This window comes from Pseudomonas sp. NPDC096950 (assembly GCF_044762525.1).
In the GTDB taxonomy this organism is placed as follows: Bacteria; Pseudomonadota; Gammaproteobacteria; order Pseudomonadales; family Pseudomonadaceae; genus Aquipseudomonas.
In genome coordinates, this window is sequence record NZ_JBIWEL010000002.1 from 524,339 (window position 1) to 547,426 (window position 23,088).

21 protein-coding genes are annotated in these 23,088 nt (G+C 59.2%); 8 read left to right on the plus strand and 13 right to left on the minus strand.

Translation table 11 applies throughout. The features are described from left to right. Positions 1-46: 46 nt before the first annotated feature. From ACIQY3_RS06865 to gcl, 7 genes are all read right to left on the minus strand, one after another. Positions 47-871 carry an ion transporter gene (locus ACIQY3_RS06865; RefSeq protein WP_290027513.1) on the minus strand — a complete coding sequence of 275 codons (825 nt, stop codon included), beginning with the start codon at positions 869-871 and terminating at the stop codon, positions 47-49. Positions 872-892: 21 nt separating this feature from the next. Next, positions 893-1,807, minus strand: coding sequence for an urea transporter (locus ACIQY3_RS06870; protein WP_403018113.1), 915 nt, complete (start codon positions 1,805-1,807; stop codon positions 893-895). Between the two features lie 151 nt (positions 1,808-1,958). Then, a complete protein-coding gene (gene pyk / locus ACIQY3_RS06875; RefSeq protein ID WP_401327351.1) occupies positions 1,959-3,374 on the minus strand; it encodes a pyruvate kinase in 1,416 nt (471 codons plus the stop codon). Then, positions 3,364-4,644 carry a glycerate kinase gene (locus ACIQY3_RS06880; RefSeq protein ID WP_403018114.1) on the minus strand — a complete coding sequence of 427 codons (1,281 nt, stop codon included), beginning with the start codon at positions 4,642-4,644 and terminating at the stop codon, positions 3,364-3,366. Before ACIQY3_RS06880 ends, pyk begins: the two co-directional genes overlap by 11 nt. 165 nt (positions 4,645-4,809) lie before the next feature. Continuing rightward, complete coding sequence (locus ACIQY3_RS06885) at positions 4,810-5,706, minus strand: 2-hydroxy-3-oxopropionate reductase (protein ID WP_403018115.1); 897 nt, start codon at positions 5,704-5,706, stop codon at positions 4,810-4,812. A 155-nt stretch (positions 5,707-5,861) separates the two neighbouring features. Continuing rightward, a complete protein-coding gene (gene hyi, locus ACIQY3_RS06890; RefSeq protein ID WP_403018116.1) occupies positions 5,862-6,644 on the minus strand; it encodes a hydroxypyruvate isomerase in 783 nt (260 codons plus the stop codon). Between the two features lie 129 nt (positions 6,645-6,773). Next, positions 6,774-8,549: a glyoxylate carboligase gene (gcl, locus tag ACIQY3_RS06895; protein WP_403018117.1), complete on the minus strand. Its 1,776-nt coding sequence runs from the start codon at positions 8,547-8,549 to the stop codon at positions 6,774-6,776. A 268-nt stretch (positions 8,550-8,817) separates the two neighbouring features. On the opposite strand from gcl, the gene ACIQY3_RS06900 reads away from it, so the two are divergent. Next, positions 8,818-9,258: a heme-binding protein gene (locus tag ACIQY3_RS06900; RefSeq protein WP_054049426.1), complete on the plus strand. Its 441-nt coding sequence runs from the start codon at positions 8,818-8,820 to the stop codon at positions 9,256-9,258. 215 nt (positions 9,259-9,473) lie between these two features. Then, positions 9,474-9,932 carry an REP-associated tyrosine transposase gene (locus tag ACIQY3_RS06905; RefSeq protein ID WP_403018118.1) on the plus strand — a complete coding sequence of 153 codons (459 nt, stop codon included), beginning with the start codon at positions 9,474-9,476 and terminating at the stop codon, positions 9,930-9,932. Positions 9,933-10,043: 111 nt separating this feature from the next. On the opposite strand, the gene ACIQY3_RS06910 is transcribed toward ACIQY3_RS06905, so the two are convergent. Continuing rightward, positions 10,044-10,652 carry a TetR/AcrR family transcriptional regulator gene (locus tag ACIQY3_RS06910; protein WP_163909096.1) on the minus strand — a complete coding sequence of 203 codons (609 nt, stop codon included), beginning with the start codon at positions 10,650-10,652 and terminating at the stop codon, positions 10,044-10,046. Between the two features lie 135 nt (positions 10,653-10,787). On the opposite strand from ACIQY3_RS06910, the gene ACIQY3_RS06915 reads away from it, so the two are divergent. Continuing rightward, positions 10,788-11,702: a DUF808 domain-containing protein gene (locus tag ACIQY3_RS06915; RefSeq protein WP_403018119.1), complete on the plus strand. Its 915-nt coding sequence runs from the start codon at positions 10,788-10,790 to the stop codon at positions 11,700-11,702. A gap of 156 nt (positions 11,703-11,858) precedes the next feature. Here the strand turns inward: ACIQY3_RS06915 and ACIQY3_RS06920 are convergent, their stop codons facing one another. After that, complete coding sequence (locus ACIQY3_RS06920) at positions 11,859-12,740, minus strand: LysR family transcriptional regulator (RefSeq protein WP_403018120.1); 882 nt, start codon at positions 12,738-12,740, stop codon at positions 11,859-11,861. Between the two features lie 105 nt (positions 12,741-12,845). Here ACIQY3_RS06920 and ACIQY3_RS06925 point away from each other — a divergent pair, with 105 nt between their 5' ends. Further along, positions 12,846-13,454 carry a short chain dehydrogenase gene (locus ACIQY3_RS06925; RefSeq protein ID WP_403018121.1) on the plus strand — a complete coding sequence of 203 codons (609 nt, stop codon included), beginning with the start codon at positions 12,846-12,848 and terminating at the stop codon, positions 13,452-13,454. 51 nt (positions 13,455-13,505) lie between these two features. Here ACIQY3_RS06925 and ACIQY3_RS06930 read toward each other — a convergent pair whose 3' ends face one another. Next, positions 13,506-14,294 (minus strand): VacJ family lipoprotein, encoded by a 789-nt coding sequence (locus ACIQY3_RS06930; RefSeq protein ID WP_123409108.1) that lies wholly within the window; start codon positions 14,292-14,294, stop codon positions 13,506-13,508. Continuing rightward, positions 14,287-15,585, minus strand: a complete 1,299-nt coding sequence (locus tag ACIQY3_RS06935) for a serine/threonine protein kinase (protein ID WP_054049439.1) — start codon at positions 15,583-15,585, stop codon at positions 14,287-14,289. Before ACIQY3_RS06935 ends, ACIQY3_RS06930 begins: the two co-directional genes overlap by 8 nt. A 224-nt stretch (positions 15,586-15,809) precedes the next feature. On the opposite strand from ACIQY3_RS06935, the gene ACIQY3_RS06940 reads away from it, so the two are divergent. After that, positions 15,810-16,178 (plus strand): hypothetical protein, encoded by a 369-nt coding sequence (locus tag ACIQY3_RS06940; protein ID WP_403018122.1) that lies wholly within the window; start codon positions 15,810-15,812, stop codon positions 16,176-16,178. A gap of 108 nt (positions 16,179-16,286) precedes the next feature. On the opposite strand, the gene ACIQY3_RS06945 is transcribed toward ACIQY3_RS06940, so the two are convergent. Next, positions 16,287-17,882: a beta (1-6) glucans synthase gene (locus tag ACIQY3_RS06945; protein WP_403018123.1), complete on the minus strand. Its 1,596-nt coding sequence runs from the start codon at positions 17,880-17,882 to the stop codon at positions 16,287-16,289. Between the two features lie 300 nt (positions 17,883-18,182). On the opposite strand from ACIQY3_RS06945, the gene ACIQY3_RS06950 reads away from it, so the two are divergent. The 3 genes from ACIQY3_RS06950 to ACIQY3_RS06960 all read left to right on the plus strand — a co-directional run bounded on the left by ACIQY3_RS06950 (position 18,183) and on the right by ACIQY3_RS06960 (position 21,295). Further along, a complete protein-coding gene (locus tag ACIQY3_RS06950) occupies positions 18,183-19,034 on the plus strand; it encodes a glycine betaine ABC transporter substrate-binding protein (protein ID WP_403018124.1) in 852 nt (283 codons plus the stop codon). Between the two features lie 294 nt (positions 19,035-19,328). Continuing rightward, positions 19,329-19,640: a DUF485 domain-containing protein gene (locus tag ACIQY3_RS06955; RefSeq protein ID WP_403018125.1), complete on the plus strand. Its 312-nt coding sequence runs from the start codon at positions 19,329-19,331 to the stop codon at positions 19,638-19,640. Further along, a complete protein-coding gene (locus tag ACIQY3_RS06960) occupies positions 19,637-21,295 on the plus strand; it encodes a cation acetate symporter (protein ID WP_403018126.1) in 1,659 nt (552 codons plus the stop codon). Before ACIQY3_RS06955 ends, ACIQY3_RS06960 begins: the two co-directional genes overlap by 4 nt. Positions 21,296-22,270: 975 nt before the next feature. Here ACIQY3_RS06960 and gltA read toward each other — a convergent pair. Then, the coding region (gltA, locus tag ACIQY3_RS06965) for a citrate synthase (RefSeq protein WP_403018127.1) at positions 22,271-23,088 on the minus strand (818 nt) is incomplete at its 5' end.

The window sequence follows — 23,088 nt, forward strand, 5'->3', positions numbered from 1 at the left end:
TATAGCCGGGCTCGCATAGTCCTTTAAAGATTAAAAAGCACTTTGCTTATTCCAGTTTCTTAAACAACGCATTGCCACATCGCGAGCAAAATGCCGCGCCATGCTCGTGGCTGTTTTTCTTGCACACCGGGCAGTCGTGCTGCAGTTGTTCGCCGCGCATGGCGTTGGCCAGTTCGGCGGTGAAAATCCCGGTCGGCACGGCGATGATCGAGTAACCGGTGATCATCACCAAGGACGAAATCACCTGGCCCAATGGCGTCTTCGGCACGATGTCGCCGAAGCCTACGGTGGTCAGCGTCACGATAGCCCAATAGATGCCTTTGGGAATGCTGGTGAAGCCGTGTTCCGGGCCTTCGATCACGTACATCAAGGTGCCGAACACCGTCACCAGGGTGCAGACGCTGACCAGGAACACCACGATTTTCTGCTTGCTGCCGCGCAGCGCCGACATCAAATAGTTGGCTTGCTTGAGGTACGGACTGAGCTTGAGCACGCGGAAAATCCGCAGCATCCGGATGATCCGGATAATCAGCAAGTACTGCGCATCGGCGTAATACAACGCGAGGATGCCGGGCACGATCGCCAGCAAATCCACCAGCCCGTAAAAGCTGAACGCGTAGCGCAACGGCTTGGGCGAGCAGTACAGGCGCAAGCCATATTCAATCGCGAAGATAACGGTGAAGCCCCACTCGATGTACGCCAGCACGTTGGCGTAGTTCTTGTGGATCGAGTCGATGCTGTCGAGCATCACGATGATGATGCTGGCAAGGATGATCAACAGCAGGATGCCGTCGAAGCGACGTCCCGCCTTGGTGTCGCTTTGGAAAACCATGACGTAAAGCTCTTCACGCCAGTTTTTGCTGCTGTCCATGGATACCGCCTGAACCGAGAATCAGCGAAGCCTAGGTTGATTCTCCCCAGGAGCGCAAGGCTCACGGGCGACTGTGGCGTTGCCGAGCTTTTGAGTGGCGGCGCGGACCAGCCAGCAGGCGAGGATGAACGGCGCGGTCAGCGTGGGCAGACCGATGGCGGCAAACACCGGCGTCAGCAACAGTGCTGACCCAATGCCGAGCAACGGCAGCCATGGCCGCTCGCGCTGCGAGCTGAAGGCGAGGGCGGCGAGTACGGCGTTGTAGCTGCCGAGCCCCAGCAATGCGCTGTAGAAATCGTGGTGCAGCAGGCTCCAGGCCATGCCCGCGACGGAGGCGAACAACGCCCAGCAGAAGGCTCGACGATCAGCGATCAGCAAACCGGCGGCAATCATCGCGCCGGCCAGTGGATGCCCCAGGAACATCACTTGACCGAGACCTTTGAGCGGGGCCGCGAGCATGTTCAGCGCGTTGATTTCGATCAGATGCGCCGTGGTCGACGGTGTGGCGAAGCACAGCAGCAACCAGCTCATTCCCACAAAGGGTGTGGTGTAGGCGGGCAGATATTGGCTGAGCCGCGCGCGTTTGAGCCACTGTTGAGTCAGCATGGCGCTCAGGCCACCGCAGGCGATGATCATCAGAGGCAACAGGGCGGACCACGGGAAATACAGGCTCAGCAGCAGGCCAAGCAAAACGCCGTTATAGCTGAACAGTCCGGCCTGGCGATCAGCCTTGGCATAGCCGCGGCGTTGCGCGGTGAGCAACCCGGCGACCCCGCCCAGCAGCGCACCGCCGAGCAGGGCCGGCGCGGTAAAAAGAATCGCCAACAGGCACAGCAGACCGCACAGCGGATGGCGCTGGAGGAAGATCTGACTGAAACCGTTGAGCAGGGCAGTGGCCCAGTCGGGGCAGTGGGTGTTGAAGTGGTTGGCAGGCATGATGAAGTCTGTGGTGTTTCAGTTGAACCGAGTCGCCTGTTTCGCGAGCAAGCCCGCTCCCACACTGAATCTTTGTTCAGTCATTGGATTGTGTGAACAACACAAAACCAATGTGGGAGCGGGCTTGCTCGCGAAGAGGCCGGTGCAGACGCTAAATCAACGTCTCGATACGCAGTGAGTTAGTCGACCCCGGCTGCCCAAACGGCACACCCGCAGTGATCAACAACGTATCGCCGCGCTGCGCCATACCCTGCGCCTGGGCAATCTCCAGCGCCGTCGAGCACACTTCATCCACTTGCCGCAGCCGATCATTCACCACCGAATGCACGCCCCACGCCACGGTCAAGCGGCGGGCGGTTTGCAGGTTCGGCGTCAGGTTCAGGATCGGCACCGTTGGCCGTTCCCGCGCCGCACGCAAACTCGAAGTGCCGGATTCGCTGTAATTCACCAGCACCGCCACCGGCAGCACGTTGCTGATGCGGCGAATTGCACAGCTGATCGCATCGGAAACCGTGGCTTCAGCCTTCGGCCGGCTCACGTCCAGTTGCGTCTGATAATCCGGACCGTTCTCCACCTGGCGAATAATCTTGCTCATCATCTGCACGGCTTCCAGCGGGTATTCGCCGGACGCGGTTTCCGCCGACAGCATCACGGCGTCCGCACCTTCGGCCACGGCGTTGGCAACGTCAGTCACCTCGGCGCGGGTCGGAGCCGGGGAGAAGCGCATCGATTCCAGCATCTGCGTCGCCACCACCACCGGCTTACCGAGTTCGCGGCAAACGGTGATGATGTTTTTCTGGATCTGCGGCACGCTTTCGGCTGGTACTTCCACGCCAAGATCACCGCGAGCGACCATGATCGCGTCGCTCAACTCAGCGATCTCTCGCAGTTGCGTAACCGCTGACGGCTTCTCGATCTTCGCCATCAAAAACGCCTTGTCGCCGATCAGCGCGCGGGCCTCGCGGATGTCTTCCGGACGCTGCACAAACGACAGCGCGACCCAGTCCACGCCCAGCTCCAGACCGAAGCTCAAATCCCGACGATCCTTGGCGGTCAATGGGCTCAGGTCGAGCACCGCTTGCGGCACGTTCACGCCTTTACGATCTGACAATTCGCCGCCATTCAACACTGTGGTGTCGATCGCGTCGGCGTACTTGGTGATTACCCGCAGGCGCAACTTGCCGTCGTCCAGCAGCAGGTCCATCCCCGGCTCGAGGGCGGCGATGATTTCCGGGTGCGGCAGGTTGACCCGGCGCTCATCCCCCGGCGTCGGGTCGAGGTCCAGGCGCAGGGCCTGGCCGCGATGCAATTGCACCTTGCCGTCGGCGAACTTGCCGACTCGCAGTTTCGGGCCTTGCAGGTCCATCAGGATCCCGAGCGGGTAATTCAACTGGCGCTCGACTTCACGAATCCACTGATAACGCTGGGCATGGTCGGCGTGATCGCCGTGGCTGAAATTCAGGCGGAAGATGTTGACCCCGGCCTCGACCAACTCGCGGATGTCATCGATCCCGTCGGTAGCCGGGCCGAGGGTGGCGAGGATTTTGACCTTTTTATCAGGCGTCATTTTTTGTGCTCTCGAGGATCAGGATGGCGCGGAAGTCGTTGACGTTGGTGCGGGTCGGCTCGGTGACGATCAGCGCGTCGAGCGCTTCGAAATAGCCGTAGCCATTGTTGTTGTCCAGCTCGTCGCTGGCGCTCAGACCGAGGGCGGCGGCGCGGGCATAGCTGTCCGGGGTCATGATCGCGCCGGCGTTGTCTTCGGAGCCGTCGATGCCATCGGTGTCGCCGGCCAGGGCGTAGACGCCGGGCAGGCCTTTGAGGCTGTCGGTCAGGCTCAGCAGGAACTCGGCGTTACGCCCGCCGCGCCCATTGCCGCGCACGGTGACTGTGGTTTCGCCGCCGGACAGAATCACGCACGGCGCCGCCAATGGCTGGCCATGCAACACGATTTGCCGGGCGATGCCGGCGTGGACCTTCGCCACTTCCCGGGATTCGCCTTCCAGGTCGCCGAGGATCAGCGGACTGAAACCGGCCTGACGGCATTTCACCGCCGCCGCTTCCAGGGATTGCTGCGGGCGGGCGATCAATTGGAAATGACTGCGGGCCAGGCTCGGATCGCCGGGTTTGACGGTTTCCGATTCGGGGCTTTGCAGCCAGGTGCGCACCGAGGCCGGGACTTCGATGCTGTAGCGCTTTAGGATCGCCAGGGCTTCGGCGGACGTGCTCGGATCGGCCACGGTCGGGCCGGAAGCGATGACGGTCGCGAGGTCACCCGGCACATCGGAAATCGCGTAGGTATAAACAGTCGCCGGCCAGCAGGCTTTGCCGAGACGGCCGCCCTTGATCGCCGAGAGGTGCTTGCGCACGCAGTTCATCTCGCCGATGGTTGCGCCGGATTTGAGCAGGGCTTTGTTGATCGATTGCTTGTCGGCGAGGGTGATGCCTTCGGCTGGAAGGGCGAGCAGCGCCGAGCCACCGCCGGAGAGCAGGAAGATCACGCGGTCGTCTTCGGTCAGGTTGCTGACCAGTTCCAGCACCCGTTTCGCGACGGCCAAACCGGCCGCGTCAGGTACAGGATGCGCGGCTTCGACCACTTCGATTTTTTCGCACGGGGCGCCGTGGCCGTAGCGGGTGACCACCAGGCCGGAGACTTCGCCCTGCCAGCAGCGCTCGACCACTTGGGCCATGGCCGCTGCGGCTTTACCGGCGCCGATCACGATCACGCGACCGCTGCGATCTTTCGGCAGATGGGCTTCGAGGACTTGCTGCGGATGAGCCGCGTCGATGGCTGTGGCAAACAGCTCGCGCAGCAGGTGTTGCGGATCGACCGACATGGCGGGCTCCCAATCTTATTGTTCTTGGAATGGTGCTAATGATCGTTCCCACGCTCCGCGTGGGAATGCCTCAATGGACGCTCCGCGTCCGCCTCGGCAGGGACGCGGAGCGTCCCAAGATGCATTCCCACGCAGAGCGTGGGAACGATCAATATCGAGCAGGGCTTACTTGTTGTTATCGCGAATCGAGAAATTCGCCATGTGTTCCAGGCCCTTGATCAGCGCCGAGTGGTCCCAGTTGCTGCCGCCAATGGCTGCGCAGGTGCTGAACACTTGCTGGGCGTTGGCGGTGTTCGGCAGGTTGATGTTCAGTTCCTTGGCGCCTTGCAGGGCCAGGTTCAGGTCCTTCTGGTGCAGGCTGATGCGGAAGCCCGGGTCGAAGGTGCCTTTGATCATGCGCTCGCCGTGCACTTCGAGGATCTTCGACGAAGCGAAACCGCCCATCAGTGCTTCACGGACCTTGGCTGGGTCGGCACCGTTTTTCGAGGCGAACAGCAGGGCTTCGGCCACGGCCTGGATGTTCAGCGCGACGATGATCTGGTTCGCCACTTTCGCGGTTTGACCGTCGCCATTGCCGCCGACCAGGGTGATGTTCTTGCCCATGGCCTGGAACAACGGCAGAGCGCGTTCGAAGGCGTCGGCATCGCCGCCGATCATGATGCTCAGGCTCGCAGCCTTGGCGCCGACTTCACCGCCGGACACCGGCGCGTCGAGGTATTGGGCGCCTTTTTCGTTGACCTTGGCGGCGAACGCTTTGGTGGCGGTCGGCGAGATCGAACTCATGTCGATCACGACTTTGCCTTTGCCAACACCGGCAGCGATACCGTCGGCGCGGAACAGCACGTCTTCGACCTGCGGGGTATCCGGCACCATGATGATGATGAATTCGGCTTCTTGCGCGACTTCTTTCGGGTTAGCCAGGGCGACAGCGCCACCGGCAATCAGATCAGCCGGGGCCGCGTCGTGGTGCGCCGACAGGAACAGGCTGTGACCGGCTTTCTGCAGGTTCAACGCCATTGGGTGGCCCATGATGCCGGTGCCGATAAATCCGATTTTAGCCATGAGAAAATCCTCTTGTTTTTATGCTGCTTCAAGCAAATAGGGGAGTGCTGCCTTGGGTGGGAGCGGGCTTGCTCGCGAATGCGGTGGAACATTCAATATCCGTGTTGACTGAACCACCGCATTCGCGAGCAAGCCCGCTCCCACAGGGATCTGTGTCAGATCGCGTTATGGGTTTTGAGCCAGCCGAGGCCTGCTTCGGTGGTGGTCAGCGGCTTGTATTCGCAACCCACCCAACCCTGATAACCAATGCGATCAAGATGTTCGAACAGGAAGCGGTAGTTGATTTCACCGGTGCCCGGTTCGTTGCGGCCAGGGTTGTCCGCCAACTGCACATGGTTGATCTCGCCCAGGTGCGATTGCAGCGTGCGGGCCAGGTCGCCTTCCATGATTTGCATGTGGTAGATGTCGTATTGCAGGAACAGGTTGGCGCTGCCGACCTGTTCGCGAATCGACAGGGCTTGCGCCGTGTTGTTCAGGTAGAAACCGGGAATGTCGCGGGTGTTGATCGCTTCCATCACCAGTTTGATGCCCGCCGCTTGCAGCTTGTCGGCGGCGTACTTGAGGTTGCTGACGAAGGTTTTTTCCACGGTGGCATCGTCGATGCCCTGCGGACGGATACCAGCCAGGCAGTTGATCTGGGTATTGCCCAGCACCTTGGCGTAAGCGATGGCCAGATCAACCCCGGCGCGGAATTCTTCGACCCGATCCGGCAGGCACGCGATACCGCGCTCGCCCTTGGCCCAGTCACCGGCCGGCAGGTTGAACAACACTTGGGTCAGGCCGTTGGCGTCGAGCTTGGCCTTGATCTCGGCGGAGCTGAAGTCGTAAGGGAACAGGTATTCGACACCACTGAAACCGGCCTTGGCGGCCGCTTCAAAACGGGCGAGAAAATCCTGTTCGGTGAACAGCATGGACAGGTTGGCTGCGAAACGCGGCATGGTGGTCTCCCGTGTATGTGTGGGTCCCCTGTGGGAGCGGGCTTGCTCGCGAAAGCGGTGTATCAGGCGACATCAATGTTGACTGTGCCGGCCCCTTCGCGAGCAAGCCCGCTCCCACAGTGGGAATGATCAATCGAGCAACGAAATCGCCGTTGGTGCGTCGTTGCCGACCAGCGCCAGGTCTTCGAATTCGTTGACGGCGTTGATCTCGGTGCCCATGGAAATGTTGGTCACGCGCTCCAGGATAATCTCGACGATCACCGGTACCTTGAACTCTTCGATCAGTTCCTGGGCCTTGCGCAGGGCAGGCTGGATCTGACCCGGTTCGAACACACGCAGCGCCTTGCAACCGAGGCCTTCGGCGACCGCGACGTGATCGACACCGTAACCGTTGAGTTCCGGAGCGTTCAGGTTATCGAAGGACAGCTGCACGCAGTAGTCCATATCGAAACCGCGCTGGGCCTGACGGATCAGCCCCAGGTACGAATTGTTTACCACAACGTGGATGTACGGCAGCTTGAACTGCGCGCCCACGGCCAATTCTTCGATCATGAACTGGAAGTCATAGTCGCCCGACAGAGCCACGACCTTGCGGGTCGGATCAGCCTTGACCACGCCCAGCGCTGCCGGAATGGTCCAGCCCAACGGGCCGGCCTGACCGCAGTTGATCCAGTGACGCGGCTTGTAGACGTGCAGGAACTGCGCGCCGGCAATCTGCGACAGACCGATGGTACTTACGTAGCAAGTGTCTTTGCCGAACACTTGGTTCATCTCTTCATATACGCGCTGCGGCTTGACCGGCACGTTGTCGAAGTGGGTCTTGCGTTGCAGGCTGGCCTTGCGTTGCTGGCAGTCTTGCAGCCAGGCGCTGCGGTTTTTCAGCTTGCCGGCGGCTTGCCATTCGCGAGCGACTTCGATGAACACGGTCAGCGCGGCAGCGGCATCGGACACGATGCCCAGGTCCGGGGTGAACACGCGGCCGATCTGCGTCGGTTCGATGTCAACGTGGATGAACTTGCGGCCTTCGGTGTAGACGTCGATAGAGCCGGTGTGACGGTTGGCCCAACGGTTACCGACGCCCAGCACCACGTCCGATTTCAGCATCGTTGCGTTGCCATAGCGGTGCGAGGTTTGCAGGCCGACCATGCCGACCATCAACGGGTGATCGTCCGGAATCGTGCCCCAGCCCATCAGGGTCGGGACGACCGGGATGCCGGTCAGCTCGGCGAACTCCACCAGCAATTCGCTGGCGTCGGCGTTGATGATGCCGCCACCGGCTACCAGCAATGGACGCTCGGCCTGGTCGAGCATGGCCAGGGCCTTCTCGATTTGCACGCGGTTAGCGGTGGGCTTGGCCAGCGGCAGGGGTTCGTAGGCGTCGATGTCGAATTCGATTTCGGCCATCTGCACATCGAACGGCAGGTCGATCAACACCGGACCTGGACGGCCGGAGCGCATTTCGTAGAAAGCTTTCTGGAACGCGTACGGCACTTGGCCCGGTTCCATGACCGTGGTGGACCACTTGGTCACTGGCTTGACGATGGCGGTGATGTCGACGGCCTGGAAGTCTTCTTTATGCATGCGCGCCCGGGGTGCCTGGCCGGTGATGCACAGGATCGGGATCGAGTCGGCGGAGGCGCTGTACAGGCCGGTGACCATGTCGGTGCCGGCCGGGCCGGAAGTACCGATGCACACGCCGATGTTACCGGCCTTGGTGCGGGTGTAGCCCTCGGCCATGTGCGAAGCGCCTTCAACGTGGCGAGCGAGCACGTGATCGATGCCACCGACCTTCTGCAGGGCGGAGTACAGCGGGTTGATCGCGGCGCCCGGGATGCCAAAAGCGGTATCAACCCCTTCACGGCGCATCACCAGAACGGCGGCTTCGATTGCTCTCATTTTGCTCATGGTTTTGGTGCCTCTTACGTTTTGTAATTGTATACAAGTGGCTTTGCGCAGAGTGTATTCACGGCGGACGGCGCAGGTCAATCCATTTTCTCAAGCGACTGTTTCATTCGTCGGAAGCCCGTTCTGCTGTGGCTTTTCGTCGCATGTGGCGCTTTTCGAGAATTATTGTATACAAATAAATAATCTATTGTGTTCTATTTGTTGCATCGGACTGCGGCACAAAACCGCAGCCCCACCGCTTTCCCAATAACAAAATGAGGACGGCACCATGAGCGCTTTAACCTTGAAAGACGCAGTCAGCCTGACCAACCACGCCATCGCCGCAGGGCGTGCTGTTTCCGCCGCACCACTGACCATCGCGGTACTCGATGCCGGCGGCCATTTGATCTCGTTGCAACGTGAAGACGGCGCCAGCCTGCTTCGCCCGCAAATCGCCATCGGCAAAGCCTGGGGCGCGATTGCCCTGGGCAAAGGTTCACGCCTGCTGGCGCTGGATGCACAACAGCGGCCGGCGTTTATCGCCGCGCTAAATAGCCTGGGGCAGGGCACCGTGGTGCCGGCACCGGGTGGTGTGTTGATTCGGGATCAGGACGGAAACGTGCTGGGAGCGGTGGGGATCAGCGGGGATCTGTCGGATGTGGATGAACAGTGCGCGATCAGCGCGATTGAAGCGCAGGGGTTGCGGGCGGATGCGGGGGTTACTGCTTAAGATTTTTGTTGATTGATCTGGCGCATTCGCGAGCAAGCCCGCTCCCACAGTGGTTTGGAGGTGGACACAAATTGTACGAACACCACAAATCCACTGTGGGAGCGGGCTTGCTCGCGAAAGCAATCTCCCAGACACATCCAGCTAAAAGTCCTCCCCTAGGTCTTCTGTTCTCAGGTCTAGCCTTTTCATGACTTAATCATGAGAGAGGCAAAGGAATGCCGGACCTGTCTGCTTCACACCGCTTGCGCATCGGCCGCTATGCCGAGCATAACCGCATCTACCTTCTGACCGCCAACACCCTCAAACGAGAGCCTGTTTTCAGGGATTACACCTTGGGCAGGATGGTCGTACATCAATTCAAACAAGCACAGGATCAGGGGTTTGCCGACACCTTGGCCTTTGTCGTCATGCCTGATCATTTTCATTGGTTGATCCAGTTGCAAAAAGGCTCACTGGGTCAATTGATGTGCCAGACCAAGTCTTTGAGTGCCCGAGCAATCAATGAGTCTTCGGGTAGAACGGGCAGTCTGTGGCAGCAGGGATTTCATGATCGTGCTTTGCGGCGGGAGGAGTGTTTGGTGAGGGCGGCGCGGTATGTGGTGTCCAACCCATTACGGGCGGGATTGGTGGGGCGGTTTGGCGACTATCCGTTGTGGGATGCCGTTTGGCTTTAGCGTTTGGACCGAGTTGCCTCATTCGCGAGCAAGCCCGCTCCCACAGGGGATCTTCAGCGTGAAGGAGATCGAGTGTGGGAGCGGGCTTGCTCGCGAAGGGCACGCCGCAGTCTAAAGATCCGGCTCACACCCCTTCAACACCAACCGAATAATCGTCTGCGCCGCCGCTTCGTAATCCGCTTCATCCAGCTTCGCTTTCCCCGTCACCGCCGAGATCTGCCAGTCGAAGTCGGCGTAGGTCTGGGTCGCGGCCCAGATGCTGAACATCAGGTGGTTGGGGTCGATGGGGGCGATCTGGCCGCGGTCGATCCAGGTCTGGATGCAGTCGATGTTGTGTTTGGCCTGGCCGTTGAGGCGTTCCACCAGGTCGGCGCTCAGGTGCGGGGCGCCGTGCATGATTTCGCTGGCGAACACCTTGGAGGCGAAGGGCAGGTCGCGGGAGATGCGGATCTTGGAACGGATGTAGCCGCTCAGCACTTCGCTGGGCACGCCGTCGGCGTTGAACGGCGTCGAGGCCTGCAGGATCGGCTCGATGATGCTTTCCAGGACCTCGCGATAGAGGTTTTCCTTGGATTTGAAGTAGTAGTAGACGTTGGGCTTGGGCAATCCCGCCTTGGCCGCGATATCACTGGTTTTGGTCGCAGCGAAGCCCTTGTCGGCAAATTCTTCACTGGCGGCACGCAGGATCAGTTCTTTGTTGCGCTCGCGGATAGTGCTCATAAACCAGGTGGTTCCTTGCCTGTTCTGGCGGTTGCGCATGGTAGCACCGGCCTCCCGCGACGCTCAAGAATGCCCCGCAGCGCATCGGCTCGCGCTATGCTGCGCGGCATTCAATATTCGAAGGAAACCTGATTCATGGCAGGAAGCAGTTTGCTGGTTCTGATCGACGACATTGCCGCCGTCCTCGACGACGTGGCGTTGATGACCAAAATGGCCGCCAAGAAAACCGCCGGCGTGCTCGGGGACGACCTGGCGCTCAACGCCCAGCAAGTCAGCGGCGTACGCGCCGAACGGGAAATCCCGGTGGTCTGGGCCGTGGCCAAGGGCTCGTTTCGCAACAAACTGATCCTGGTGCCGTCGGCGTTGGCGATCAGCGCGTTTATCCCGTGGCTGGTGACACCGTTGTTGATGGTCGGTGGCGCCTACCTGTGTTTCGAAGGCTTCGAAAAACTGGCCCACAAGTTCCTGCACAGCAAGGCTGAAGACGACGCCGAGCACGCGCAACTGGTCGAGGCCGTGGCTGATCCGGCGACCGATCTGGTGGCATTCGAACAGGACAAGATCAAAGGCGCGATTCGCACCGACTTCATCCTCTCGGCGGAAATCATCGCCATCACCCTCGGCACCGTGGCCGACGCCTCGCTGACCCAGCAAGTGATCGTGCTGTCGGGCATCGCCATCGTCATGACCATCGGCGTCTACGGCCTGGTGGCGGGCATCGTCAAACTTGACGACCTCGGTCTGTGGCTGACCCAGAAACCGGGCCAGATGGCCAAAAGCATCGGCGGCGCGATCCTGCGTGCGGCGCCATACATGATGAAAAGCCTGTCGGTAATTGGTACGGCGGCGATGTTTCTGGTCGGTGGCGGGATCCTGACCCACGGCGTGCCGCTGGTGCATCACTGGATTGAAGGCGTTAGCGCGAGTGCCGGCGGGGCAGGGTTTATCGTGCCGACGTTGCTGAATGCGGTGGCGGGGATTGTGGCGGGTGCTGTTGTGTTGGCGGGTGTGATGCTGGTGAGCAAAATCTGGAAGTCGGTAAAAGGCTGAAGCCTGGTTATCTCCAGAGATAACCCCAACCCAATGTGGGAGCGGGCTTGCTCGCGAAAGCGGTGTTTCAGTCAACATCTCTGTTGAATGTGACCCCGCTTTCGCGAGCAAGCCCGCTCCCACATTAGATTAGTGGTGTTCTGAAAACTGGTTGTCTCAATTCAAACCCGACAGCGTTTCAATCATCCACTTGTGAAACTGATTGTGTGACGACCTGCCATGCCACGCGGCGACAATGTCGAAGCTCTCGGGTTGGTCATCAAGATCGAGTAGTTTGAGATTGGCCCCCGGAGCCAGTGCCGAGGGCAGGAACGTAATGACGTCGTTGGCCTCCAGGAAACGTTGCAACGAGGTGTAGCAAGGCAATACCGCGATGACCTTTCTTGAGATGTCGTGCTTTTTAAGAAAGCTGTCTACCGTGTCGTTGAGCTGATCCTTCCTGTTGCGGACCGAGACATGCGGGAATTTTTCTAGGTCTTTCAGGCTATGGATCTGGTTGATCAAGTCCGAACGATTACCCACCGCGCAGGCGTAATGGTCTTTTTTCAACTCGACCTGATTGAGCCCGTGATCGATAAATGCCTTGAACCCAATTAAAAGATCCGCTTCCCCTGACAACAGCATGTCTTTGTATTGTTCCGGGTAAAAATCAAGAATCTTGAAACTTACGTTGGGTGCGCTGGCAATCACCTTCGACACCAGTACCGGAATGATCGCTTGTTGCGCATGCTCATTGGCAATGATCGTGTATTCGCGTTTCAAACTCTTGAGGTCATAAGGCATGTCGTCATTCAGCTTGTCGACTTCGGCCAATACCCGCTCAAACTTGATTGCCAGTTCGAATGCAAAGTCGGTTGGCGTGAGGCCATGGCTGTTCCTGACGAACAGGACGTCGTTGAATTCTTCGCGGAGTTTTTTCAGGTATTCACTGATTGCCTGCTGAGACAAGCCAACTTGCAGGCCCACCCGGGATGCGTTTTTTTCTTTCATCAGGTGCATGAACACCCGCATGTGCTTGATTTCGATGCGGTCTACCATGGCTGCTTGTATCGCTTACAAGGAAAGATTGTTTTTTATTGTATCGCCGGGTTTTTAGACTGTCAGCGGTTTCAACCAAGTATTTATTCTACTGACGGGTAATTTATGAAGACTGTAATTGTGATTGGTGCACAGGGGAAAATGGGGCAGGCGGCCATGTCGGGTATGAGCAAGCATCGGGTGATTACCGCGAGCCGCTCTGGGGAAGGGTGTGACTATAAAGTCGATATCACGGACCCGGCGTCCATCGTCCAGTTGTTCAAAACGGTCGGCAAGTTTGATGCCGTGGTTAATACCGTGGGTGTTTGTGAGTACGCGCCGTTTATGGACATGACCGCAGAGCAGTGGAGCACCACGATTGGCAGCAAACTGGTCGGTCAGATCAATCTGGTCAAAATAGGCGCCGAGTATATTGCCGACGGCGGATCATTCACGTTGATCTCCGGGATCCTGAACTTGAAACCTATCCCTTGGGCCATTGCAGACGCCACCACCAGCGGTGCCATTGATACCTTCGTCAAATGCGTTGCCAATGAACTGCCGAGAGGCATCCGAATCAACGTGGTCAATCCGACCGTGCTGACCGAAGCGTGGGACGTTTATGGGGAGATGATGCCGGGGTTCCAGCCAGTACCGGGCAGTCTGGTGGGCAAGGCGTTCGAGCGATCGGTAGACGGTTTCATCACCGGTCAGGTGTTGGTGGTCGATGCCTGACAAGTCACCGCCGCCGAGGCATGAAACTGCACTCGGCGGCGGCTCGGTTTGTTACTCGGCGATCTGCAACTTGCGCGACTCAGTGTACACGTAGCGCACCTTTTCATACTCGAACGGCGAGTTCAGCTGACCGTAGCGGAAGCTGGTCTGGTAGCGCTTGTCGACGCCGCGCAGGACCCAGATTTCCGGGTGGTTGGAGCTGACTTCGGAGACGTTCAGGAAGTTGACCGCTGCTTCGCCGGTGTAGTCGACCACCAGGCCCGCGGTGTCACGCAGGTTGGAGGGGCCGAGGATCGGCAGGACGAAGTAGGCGCCGCCCGGCACACCGTAGAAGCCCAGGGTCTGGCCGAAGTCTTCGCTCTGGCGCGGCAGGCCCATGGCGGTGGCCGGGTCCCACAGGCCAGCGACGCCGATGGTGGTGTTGAGCAGCAGGCGCGCGGTGGTTTCCAGCGAGCGATGGCCCTTGAGCTGCAGCATGCTGTTGAGCAGGTTCGGCACGTCACCGAGGTTGTTGAAGAAGTTGCTCACACCCGTGCGCAAAAAGCTCGGGGTGATGTAGCGATAACCATCGACAACGGGCAGGAACACCCATTGGTCGAAGCGGTAGTTGAAGTGGTAGACCCGACGGTTCCACTCTTCCAGCGGGTCGTAGACGTTCAACGCGTTGAGCGTCGAGCGTTCGAATTCGCGCTGGTCCAGGCCCGGGTTGAACTTGAGTTTGCTCAGCGGTTCCTTGAAGCCGTCGTTGTCGATTACGACGGGTGCGTTGGCTTTGCTGTTGTCGGCATTGGCGACGCCTGCACAGAGTAACGCTGCGATAAGCAGGAGATATTTAGCCACGGAAGAACTCCAGCATGGCGTCGCTGTTGACGCGATAGTTAAGGTTGCCGCAATGGCCGCCCAATGGGTAAACGGTCAAGCGGTCACCGAAGGTCCGGCGCAGGAAGCCCAGGTCGCCTGGGCCGAGGATCACGTCATCAGCGTTGTGCATGACCGAGATTTTCGGGCTGTCGTGCAGGTAATCCTTCAGCGCATACAAACTCACCTGGTCGATCAGTTGCAGCAGGCTGCCGCCGTCGGTGCGGGCGCGCCACATAGGGATGACCTGCTCGGTGATGTAGCAGTCGAAGTCGCATTGCAGCGCACGCTTGAGGAACGGCGTGAGGCTGGTGCCTTCGGTGATCGGGTACTTCGGCGGCGTGATCAGGCCACGGCGGTTGATCAGGTCCGAAGTAAAGGCAATGTCGGCCGCCGAGAAGCGGAACGAGGTGCCGATCAGCATGGCCATCTGTTCGTTGGTCAAGTGCTGCTTGGACTGCTGGAAGTCATAGAGCAGGGCATCGTTGAGGTCGATGTAGCCTTTTTGCTGGAAGTAGCGGGTCAGTTTGTTCAGCACCAGTTCATAGAACGTGGTGCTGTTGTTGATGCCCTTGACCTCGGTTTGTACCAGCTTGTCGAGGTTGGTGATCGAGGTGTAGAGGTTGACCGGCGGGTTAAGCAGCAAGACTTTCTTGAAGTTGAAGCTGCGACGGGTTTCGTCCAGGTGCGCGACGAACGCGGCATCCAGGGCGCCCAGGCTGTAACCGGTCAGGTAGTACTCGGTGACGGGCGTCTTCGGGTTTTGCGCCCGCACGGCCTGCATCACCCGGTACATATCTTCGGCGTCTTCCTTGGTGATACCGGGCGTGGCGAAGCGTGAAGCGGCGCTCATAAAGTCGAAACTGGTGGGCGATGACAACTGCACCACGTGGTAGCCGGCCTTGTAATAGAGCTTTTTCAGGTATTCGTTGAGGCTGCTGTCATAGCGCGCGCCGGTGCCGGCGATCAGGAAAATCAGCGGCGCGGCATGATCCTGAGTGGCGATGCGGTAGGTGAGTTTCTTCACCGGCCAGAAGTTGTCCGGCAGGCTGAACTCACGCTCCGGGCGCAAACGCACGCTGCGGTCTTGCTGATTGATGTCTTCGTTGGCCGGCAACTCCGGACGCAATTCCGGTGGAGTGGTGGCAATCGTTGCCTCGAACGGGTTGGTCAAGGGGTAGCCATAGCTGGCGGCGTCGATATCGACCGCCAGTGCGGACGCACTCAAAATAAGGCCGCCAAACAGGGCGGCGAAGCGCAAGGAACGGAGCATGACTAAATCCCTTAGAAAAAGGTGCCGAATGAGGTTCGCAGGCTATGACCACGGGGTTTGCGCCAAAGTGCCATGGATCGGCACCAATCAGGGCTAATTTCGGAGTAATAGTAGCTGGACGATACACTTTGCAGCGATTCGTTGCCCAGTTAACTGTTGTTAACGCTTGCACACGGCCGCCGGGGGATTAAGCTGGCCGCCGTTTTCGTCTATTGGAGTGCTTCATGTCCCGCCGTCTGCCCGTTATTCTGCTGCTTGTTTTGCTGCCTTTATGGCTGGCTGCCAGTTATGGCGCGCGTTATGGCTTCATGGAGGATGCGCAATGGGTCGGCCTCTGCGTGGACGAGGCGAGCCGCTGGGAATGCCAGGTTCGGTCGAACCTTGGGCTGATGATTCACTTCAAGGTGTTGGGTTGGGGCGCATTGGCCGCGGCGCTGATCGGTTTTGTCGTACCGGGCCGGGCAGGGTGGTGGCTGGCGGTGTTGGCGCTGGTGCTGGGGTTCCCGGCGTTGGCGCTGTACAACACGACGTTGGCGGTGTTTGCGGTGGTGATTGCGGCTTTGCGTCTGGTTCGGGCTTCTCGAGGCGCCTGATAGATAGCCTTCGCGAGCAAGCCCGCCCCCACACTCGATCCTCGCAACACCGAAGATCTCCTGTGGGAGCGGGCTTGCTCGCGAAGAGGCCAGCAGTCGCGCTAAAGATCAGCCCTTGCGAACCCGCAAACAACGCCACAACGCAGCCACCATCAACACACTCACCAGCGCCCAACCCCAGGCCTGCTGGTTCTGCAACCCTTCACGGAACAGCTGCGGCGCAATGCCGGCACCGATGATGAAGGTCAGCAGCGCAATCTCCCGACGCGGCACACTCACCGGACGGCACAGATACACCAGCGCCGGCAGGATAAACGCGACGCTCGGGAAGCTGCGGTAACGCGGGTCGAACACCAGTTCCAGCATCATCACCGCCGCCGCAAAACCTGCCGCCGCCACCAGCCAACCCGCCCGACGTTCCAGCACATTGAAGGCGCGTGCACGCCAACCGGCGCGATCGCTCAACGTCAGCGCGGCATGGGCCAGCACCAACAGATTCAACGCCGTCAGCAAACCGACCCACAGCCATTCACTGGCAAACCGGGTGGTCACCCGGGCCAGATCGCCCCAGGCCCCGATCGAGCAGGCCGCCAACGCGCCCAACAACGGCAGCACCAACGCCGCGCGGGTGTTGCGAACCCGACCGCCCAGCAGCAAGGTGCCGAGGAAGATCAAGCCGCCCACCGCCAGCCATTGCGACCAATAAGGAACGTTCGATACCGGACCGGCCAACACGCCTTTGTCCTGGCGATCCGCATCGAACAGGCCCCAGTAACCACCAACTGCGCCCTCACTGGCACGTTTCCATGGCTGGTCAAAGGCTTCGATCAGGTTGTAATGCCAGCCTTGCTGCTCGGCCATGGCGACAAAACCACGAATGAACTTGGCCTCATTGACCCGGCTCGGCAGCGCGGTTTCACGCTGGCGGCCTTCGCTCGGCCAGCCGGTTTCGCCGATCAGCACGTCCTTGGGAGCGAACTTGTTGCCGAACACCTGACGCACCTCGGCAACGTGTTGCAGGGCGGCGTCGATGTTCGACGGATCATCTTCCCAGTACGGCAGCAAATGGATGGTCAGGAAATCCACCGCCGGGGCGACTTCCGGGTGCTTGAGCCAGAATTCCCAGACGTCGGCATAGGTCACGGGTTGCTTGATCTGGCTTTTGACCTGATTGATCAGCTTCGCCAGTTGCGCGCCAGTGACTTCCTTGCGCAGCAAGGCTTCGTTGCCGACGATCACCGAGGTCACCACATCCGGGTTGGCGTTGGCCGAGGCAATCAGCAGGTCGACTTCCTTGGCAGTGTCCACCGGGTTGCTGTTGACCCAGGCGCCGATCATCAGCTTCAACCCGTGCTTGCGCGCCAGGTCGGGCAGGGCCTCGAGGCCGGTCATGGAATAGGTGCGGATGCATTCGAAGCTTTTGGACAGCAGCGCGAGGTCGGCGTCCATGCGCTCGGGGCGCAGTTTGAACGGTTGGTCGAACGGCGATTGGTCCTTGTCGAACGGGGTGTAGGAGGCGCATTGCAACTTGTGCGTGGCGCTGGCGACGTCCGGCAGGATCACCGGTTTACCGAGGCCATACCAGAAACCACCGAGGGCAAACAGCCCGAGCAGGCAGGCGAAAAGATAAGCCAAAAAAGGAAAGCGTGATGTCGCGGGCATGGTCAGGCCGTCTGGGAGCAAAGGCGCGCATGTTACCTGCATTTGCCCCGGGCTTGGTGGCCTGCATGATTTTGACATGCAAAGTTCGGGCGGATCGGTCAGGGTGTTCAGGGCACCCGCGATTAATGGCGTTCTGATGTCGTTTCTCGATGCCTTGAGGTCGCTGGCAGCACAGGTCGCTGTTGTCGTGAGGTTGATTATCGAGGCGTCAGTGTTCTCATTGATAAATCACGCTGATGATCGAACGAGTTTGCGGTGAGGCGTGATGGGGCGCTTCGCACCATAACAATACGTTGACGCCGCTCGGCATCCGTCGGGCGCAGCACTTTCGGGGAAGTAACGATGAAGATGCGACGACTTTTAGGCGCGAGTGCCGCTCTGGTACTAGCGATTGGCTCCACATTCGCCAATGCCGAGAGCAAATCCCTGAGCATCGGTTACGTTGACGGCTGGTCCGACAGCGTCGCGACCACTCACGTGGCCGCCGAAGTGATCAAGCAGAAACTCGGTTATGACGTGAAGCTGCAAGCCGTCGCCACCGGGATCATGTGGCAGGGTGTGGCCACCGGCAAACTCGACGCCATGCTGTCCGCCTGGCTGCCAGTGACCCACGGCGAATATTGGACCAAGAACAAGGATCAGGTCGTCGATTACGGCCCGAACTTCAAGGACGCGAAAATCGGCCTGATCGTGCCGGAGTACGTGAAAGCCAAGACCATCGACGATCTGAAAACCGATGACAGCTTCAAAGGTCGCATCGTGGGTATCGACGCCGGTTCAGGCGTAATGCTCAAGACTGATCAGGCAATCAAGGACTACGGCCTGAGCAACTACACCCTCAAGGCCAGTTCTGGCGCCGGCATGATTGCCGAGCTGACCCGTGCCGAAAAGAAAAACGAATCCATCGCCGTCACCGGTTGGGTGCCGCACTGGATGTTCGCCAAGTGGAAACTGCGTTTCCTCGACGACCCGAAAGGCGTGTATGGCGCAGCTGAAACCGTAAACAGCATCGGTAGCAAAGAACTGGCGACCAAAGCACCAGAAGTGGCCAAGTTCCTGAAAAACTTCCAGTGGGCATCGAAAGACGAAATCGGCGAAGTCATGTTGGCGATTCAGGATGGTGCCAAACCTGAAGCCGCGGCCAAGGATTGGGTTGCAAAACACCCGGACCGTGTTGCCGAATGGACCAAGTGATTTGATCGCAAGCGTCTAGTCTGTACCTCTCAAGGCCCCTTGGCATAACTGCCAAGGGGCCTTTTGCATTTCCTTGTGGGAGCGGGCTTGCCCGCGAAGGCGGTGTGTCAGTCATCGGCGATGTTGATTGACCCACCGCATTCGCGAGCAAGCCCGCTCCCACAATGTTTGATGCATGCTGAAAAATGGCGATTCTGTCATGTCGTTCTAATACTAAGGTCGTCTGGAACCCGTCCCGCAGCCGCATAAAGTGGCTACGTTCAAACAATAATCTGTGCTGCGAGGATAAAAACAATGAACGACAGCATTTACCTCTCGATTCAAAACAGCCCGCGCTTCAAGGAGCTGGTCAGAAAGCGAGAAAAGTTCGCCTGGATTCTTTCGGCGATCATGCTTGGGCTCTACTCCGGATTCATCCTTTTGATTGCTTACGGGCCGCATATTCTCGGGGCGAAAATCAGTCCTGAGTCTTCGATTACCTGGGGGATACCGATTGGTGTCGGGCTGATTCTGTCGGCCTTTATCCTGACTGCAATCTATGTACGACGCGCCAATGGCGAATTCGACGACCTGAACAATGCGATTCTCAAGGAGGCTCAGCAATGATCCGGCGTCTAATGGCTCTATTGAGCATCGCAGCCTTTGCACCTGGTGCCTGGGCGGCTGAAGCCCTGACTGGCGAAGTGCACAAACAACCCCTCAACGTCTCCGCGATCCTGATGTTCGTGGCGTTTGTCGGCCTGACCCTGTGCATCACCTACTGGGCCTCCAAGCGCAACAACTCGGCGGCCGACTACTATGCGGCGGGCGGCAAGATCACCGGTTTCCAGAACGGTCTGGCGATTGCCGGTGACTACATGTCGGCGGCGTCTTTCCTGGGTATTTCCGCCCTGGTGTTCACCTCCGGCTACGACGGCCTGATCTACTCGATCGGCTTCCTGGTGGGCTGGCCGATCATTCTGTTCCTGATCGCCGAGCGCCTGCGTAACCTGGGCAAGTACACCTTTGCCGACGTGGCGTCCTACCGCCTCGGGCAAACCCAGATCCGCACGCTGTCCGCTTGCGGTTCGCTGGTGGTGGTGGCGTTCTACCTGATCGCGCAAATGGTCGGTGCCGGCAAGCTGATCCAGCTGCTGTTCGGCCTCGACTACTACGTGGCGGTGATTTTGGTCGGTATCCTGATGTGCATGTACGTGTTGTTCGGCGGCATGCTGGCGACCACTTGGGTGCAGATCATCAAGGCTGTGTTGCTGCTGTCCGGTGCCTCGTTCATGGCGCTGATGGTGATGAAGCACGTCAACTTCGATTTCAGCCTGCTGTTTTCCGAGGCGATCAAGGTTCACCCTAAAGGTGAAGCGATCATGAGCCCGGGCGGGCTGGTGAAAGATCCTGTCTCGGCGTTCTCCCTTGGCCTGGCACTGATGTTCGGTACCGCCGGTCTGCCGCACATCCTGATGCGCTTCTTCACCGTGAGTGATGCGAAAGAAGCACGTAAGAGCGTGCTGTATGCCACTGGCTTCATCGGCTACTTCTACATTCTGACCTTCATCATCGGCTTCGGCGCGATCCTGCTGGTCAGCACCAACCCGGCCTTCAAAGATGCGGCTGGCGCGCTGTTGGGCGGCAACAACATGGCGGCGGTGCACCTGGCCAACGCGGTGGGCGGCAGTATTTTCCTGGGCTTCATCTCGGCGGTAGCGTTCGCGACGATTCTGGCGGTTGTGGCCGGTTTGACCCTCGCAGGTGCGACGGCGGTGTCTCACGACCTGTATGCCAGCGTGATCAAGAAGGGCAAGGCCAACGACAAGGACGAGATCCGCGTTTCGAAAATCACCACCATCGCCCTGGGCGTGTTGGCGATCGGCTTGGGTATTTTGTTCGAAAGCCAGAACATTGCGTTCATGGTGGGTTTGGCGTTCTCCATCGCGGCGAGCTGTAACTTCCCAGTGCTGTTGCTTTCCATGTACTGGAAGAAACTGACCACCCGCGGGGCGATGATCGGTGGCTGGATGGGGTTGATCAGCGCTGTGGGCTTGATGGTGCTCGGGCCGACCATCTGGGTGCAGATCATGCATCACGAGAAGGCGATCTTCCCGTACGAGTACCCGGCATTGTTCTCGATGGCGATTGCCTTTGTCGGGATCTGGTTCTTCTCGATTACTGACAAGTCTGCTGCGGCTGACAATGAGCGGGCGCTGTTCTTCCCGCAATTTGTGCGCTCGCAGACTGGGTTGGGGGCGAGTGGGGCGGTTTCGCACTAAGGCTTCTAGCTTTTATATATAAGTTGCGTTGAATGGAAATGCCCCGGTCGAGAGATTGGGGCATTTTTTTGTGGGCGGTTATCGGACATTGTGGGAGAGGGCTTGCCTGCGAAGGCGGCCTGGTAGCCGACCTAGTATTTGTTGATTGAGTACATATCCATTCTTGCGGTAACGGCGACTTATGGTTTCGCCCTTACGGCGACTCACTTTTTTTTCAAACGCCAAAAAAAGTAAGCAAAAAAAGGCTCGCCCCGAGCGTCCGGCCCCTCGCTTAGGCTCGGCGTTCCTTCGTTCCGGTATCCATCTGGGGGCATTGCCCTCCGGTCTGCTTCGCTACGACCTACATGCAATGTGTTCGACTGCGTCGAACGGCGCTGCGCGCCAATCCCCAGATGAACACCTCCACTCAGCCTCCCGAAGGGGCGGGTAGATCAAGATCGAAAGCCAAAGCCAAAGCAACGGCGACAGCAAGATCAACAGCTTCGCGGGCAAGCCTCGCTCCTACAGGGGGAATTGATCGTTCCTACGCTCTGCGTGGGAATGCAGCCCGGGACGCTCTGCGTCCCAAAAGCGGACGCGGAGCGTCCATGCCTCGCTCCCACAGGGTGAACGCGTGCCTGAGACAGGCCGGCCGGCAGGCCGCCTCGCGGTTGCGGTGGACGCCCCCTCGAGAGGCTGAGTGGAGGTTCTGCGCAGTGGGCAACCCGGCATGGATGCCGGGTTAGCCGCCCCCGACCATGGTTGGCCGATGGCGGCGGGCCCACGGAGCAGGACCGGAGCGAGGCACCGAACGAAAGGGGCAAAAGCGCTTTGGTTACTTTCGCGCTTTTCGAAAGTGACCCGCTGTAAGAGCGGAACCATAAGCGGCCGTTACCGCAGCAACGGATATGCCCCCAATCCAAAAAACCAAACAAAAACGGCCTCTATATAGAGGCCGTTCCTGGTGCAGCGTAAGACGTTATCGCAAGACAGGTCTTATTTGCGGTCTTCCAGTTTGGTAATGTCACGCGACTCATAGCCGGTGTACAACTGGCGCGGACGGCCAATCTTGTACGGGCTGGAGAGCATTTCTTTCCAGTGGGAAATCCAGCCAACGGTCCGCGCCAAAGCGAAGATCACGGTGAACATGCTGGTCGGAATGCCGATCGCCTTGAGGATAATCCCCGAGTAGAAGTCGACGTTCGGGTACAGCGAACGCTCGATGAAGTACGGGTCGGTCAGGGCGATCTCTTCCAGGCGCATGGCCAGTTCGAGTTGCGGATCGTTGTTGATCCCCAGTTCCTTCAGTACTTCGTCGCAGGTCTGCTTCATGACGGTAGCGCGTGGGTCGCGGTTTTTGTAAACCCGGTGACCGAAGCCCATCAGTTTGAACGGATCGTTCTTGTCCTTGGCCTTGGCGATGAACTTGTCGATGTTCGACACATCGCCAATTTCGTCCAGCATGGTCAGGACAGCTTCGTTCGCGCCGCCGTGGGCAGGGCCCCACAGTGCAGCGATACCGGCGGCGATACAGGCGAACGGGTTGGCACCCGAAGAACCTGCGAGACGTACGGTCGAAGTCGAAGCGTTTTGCTCGTGGTCGGCATGGAGGATGAAGATCCGGTCCATGGCCTTGGCGAGTACCGGGCTGATCGGTTTGATCTCGCACGGGGTGTTGAACATCATGTGCAGGAAGTTTTCCGCGTACGTCAGGTCGTTGCGCGGGTCGATCATGGGGTGAGCCAGGGTGTACTTGTAAAGCATCGCTGGGAGGGTCGGCATCTTGGCTAGCAGGCGGAGCGCGGAGCTGTCGC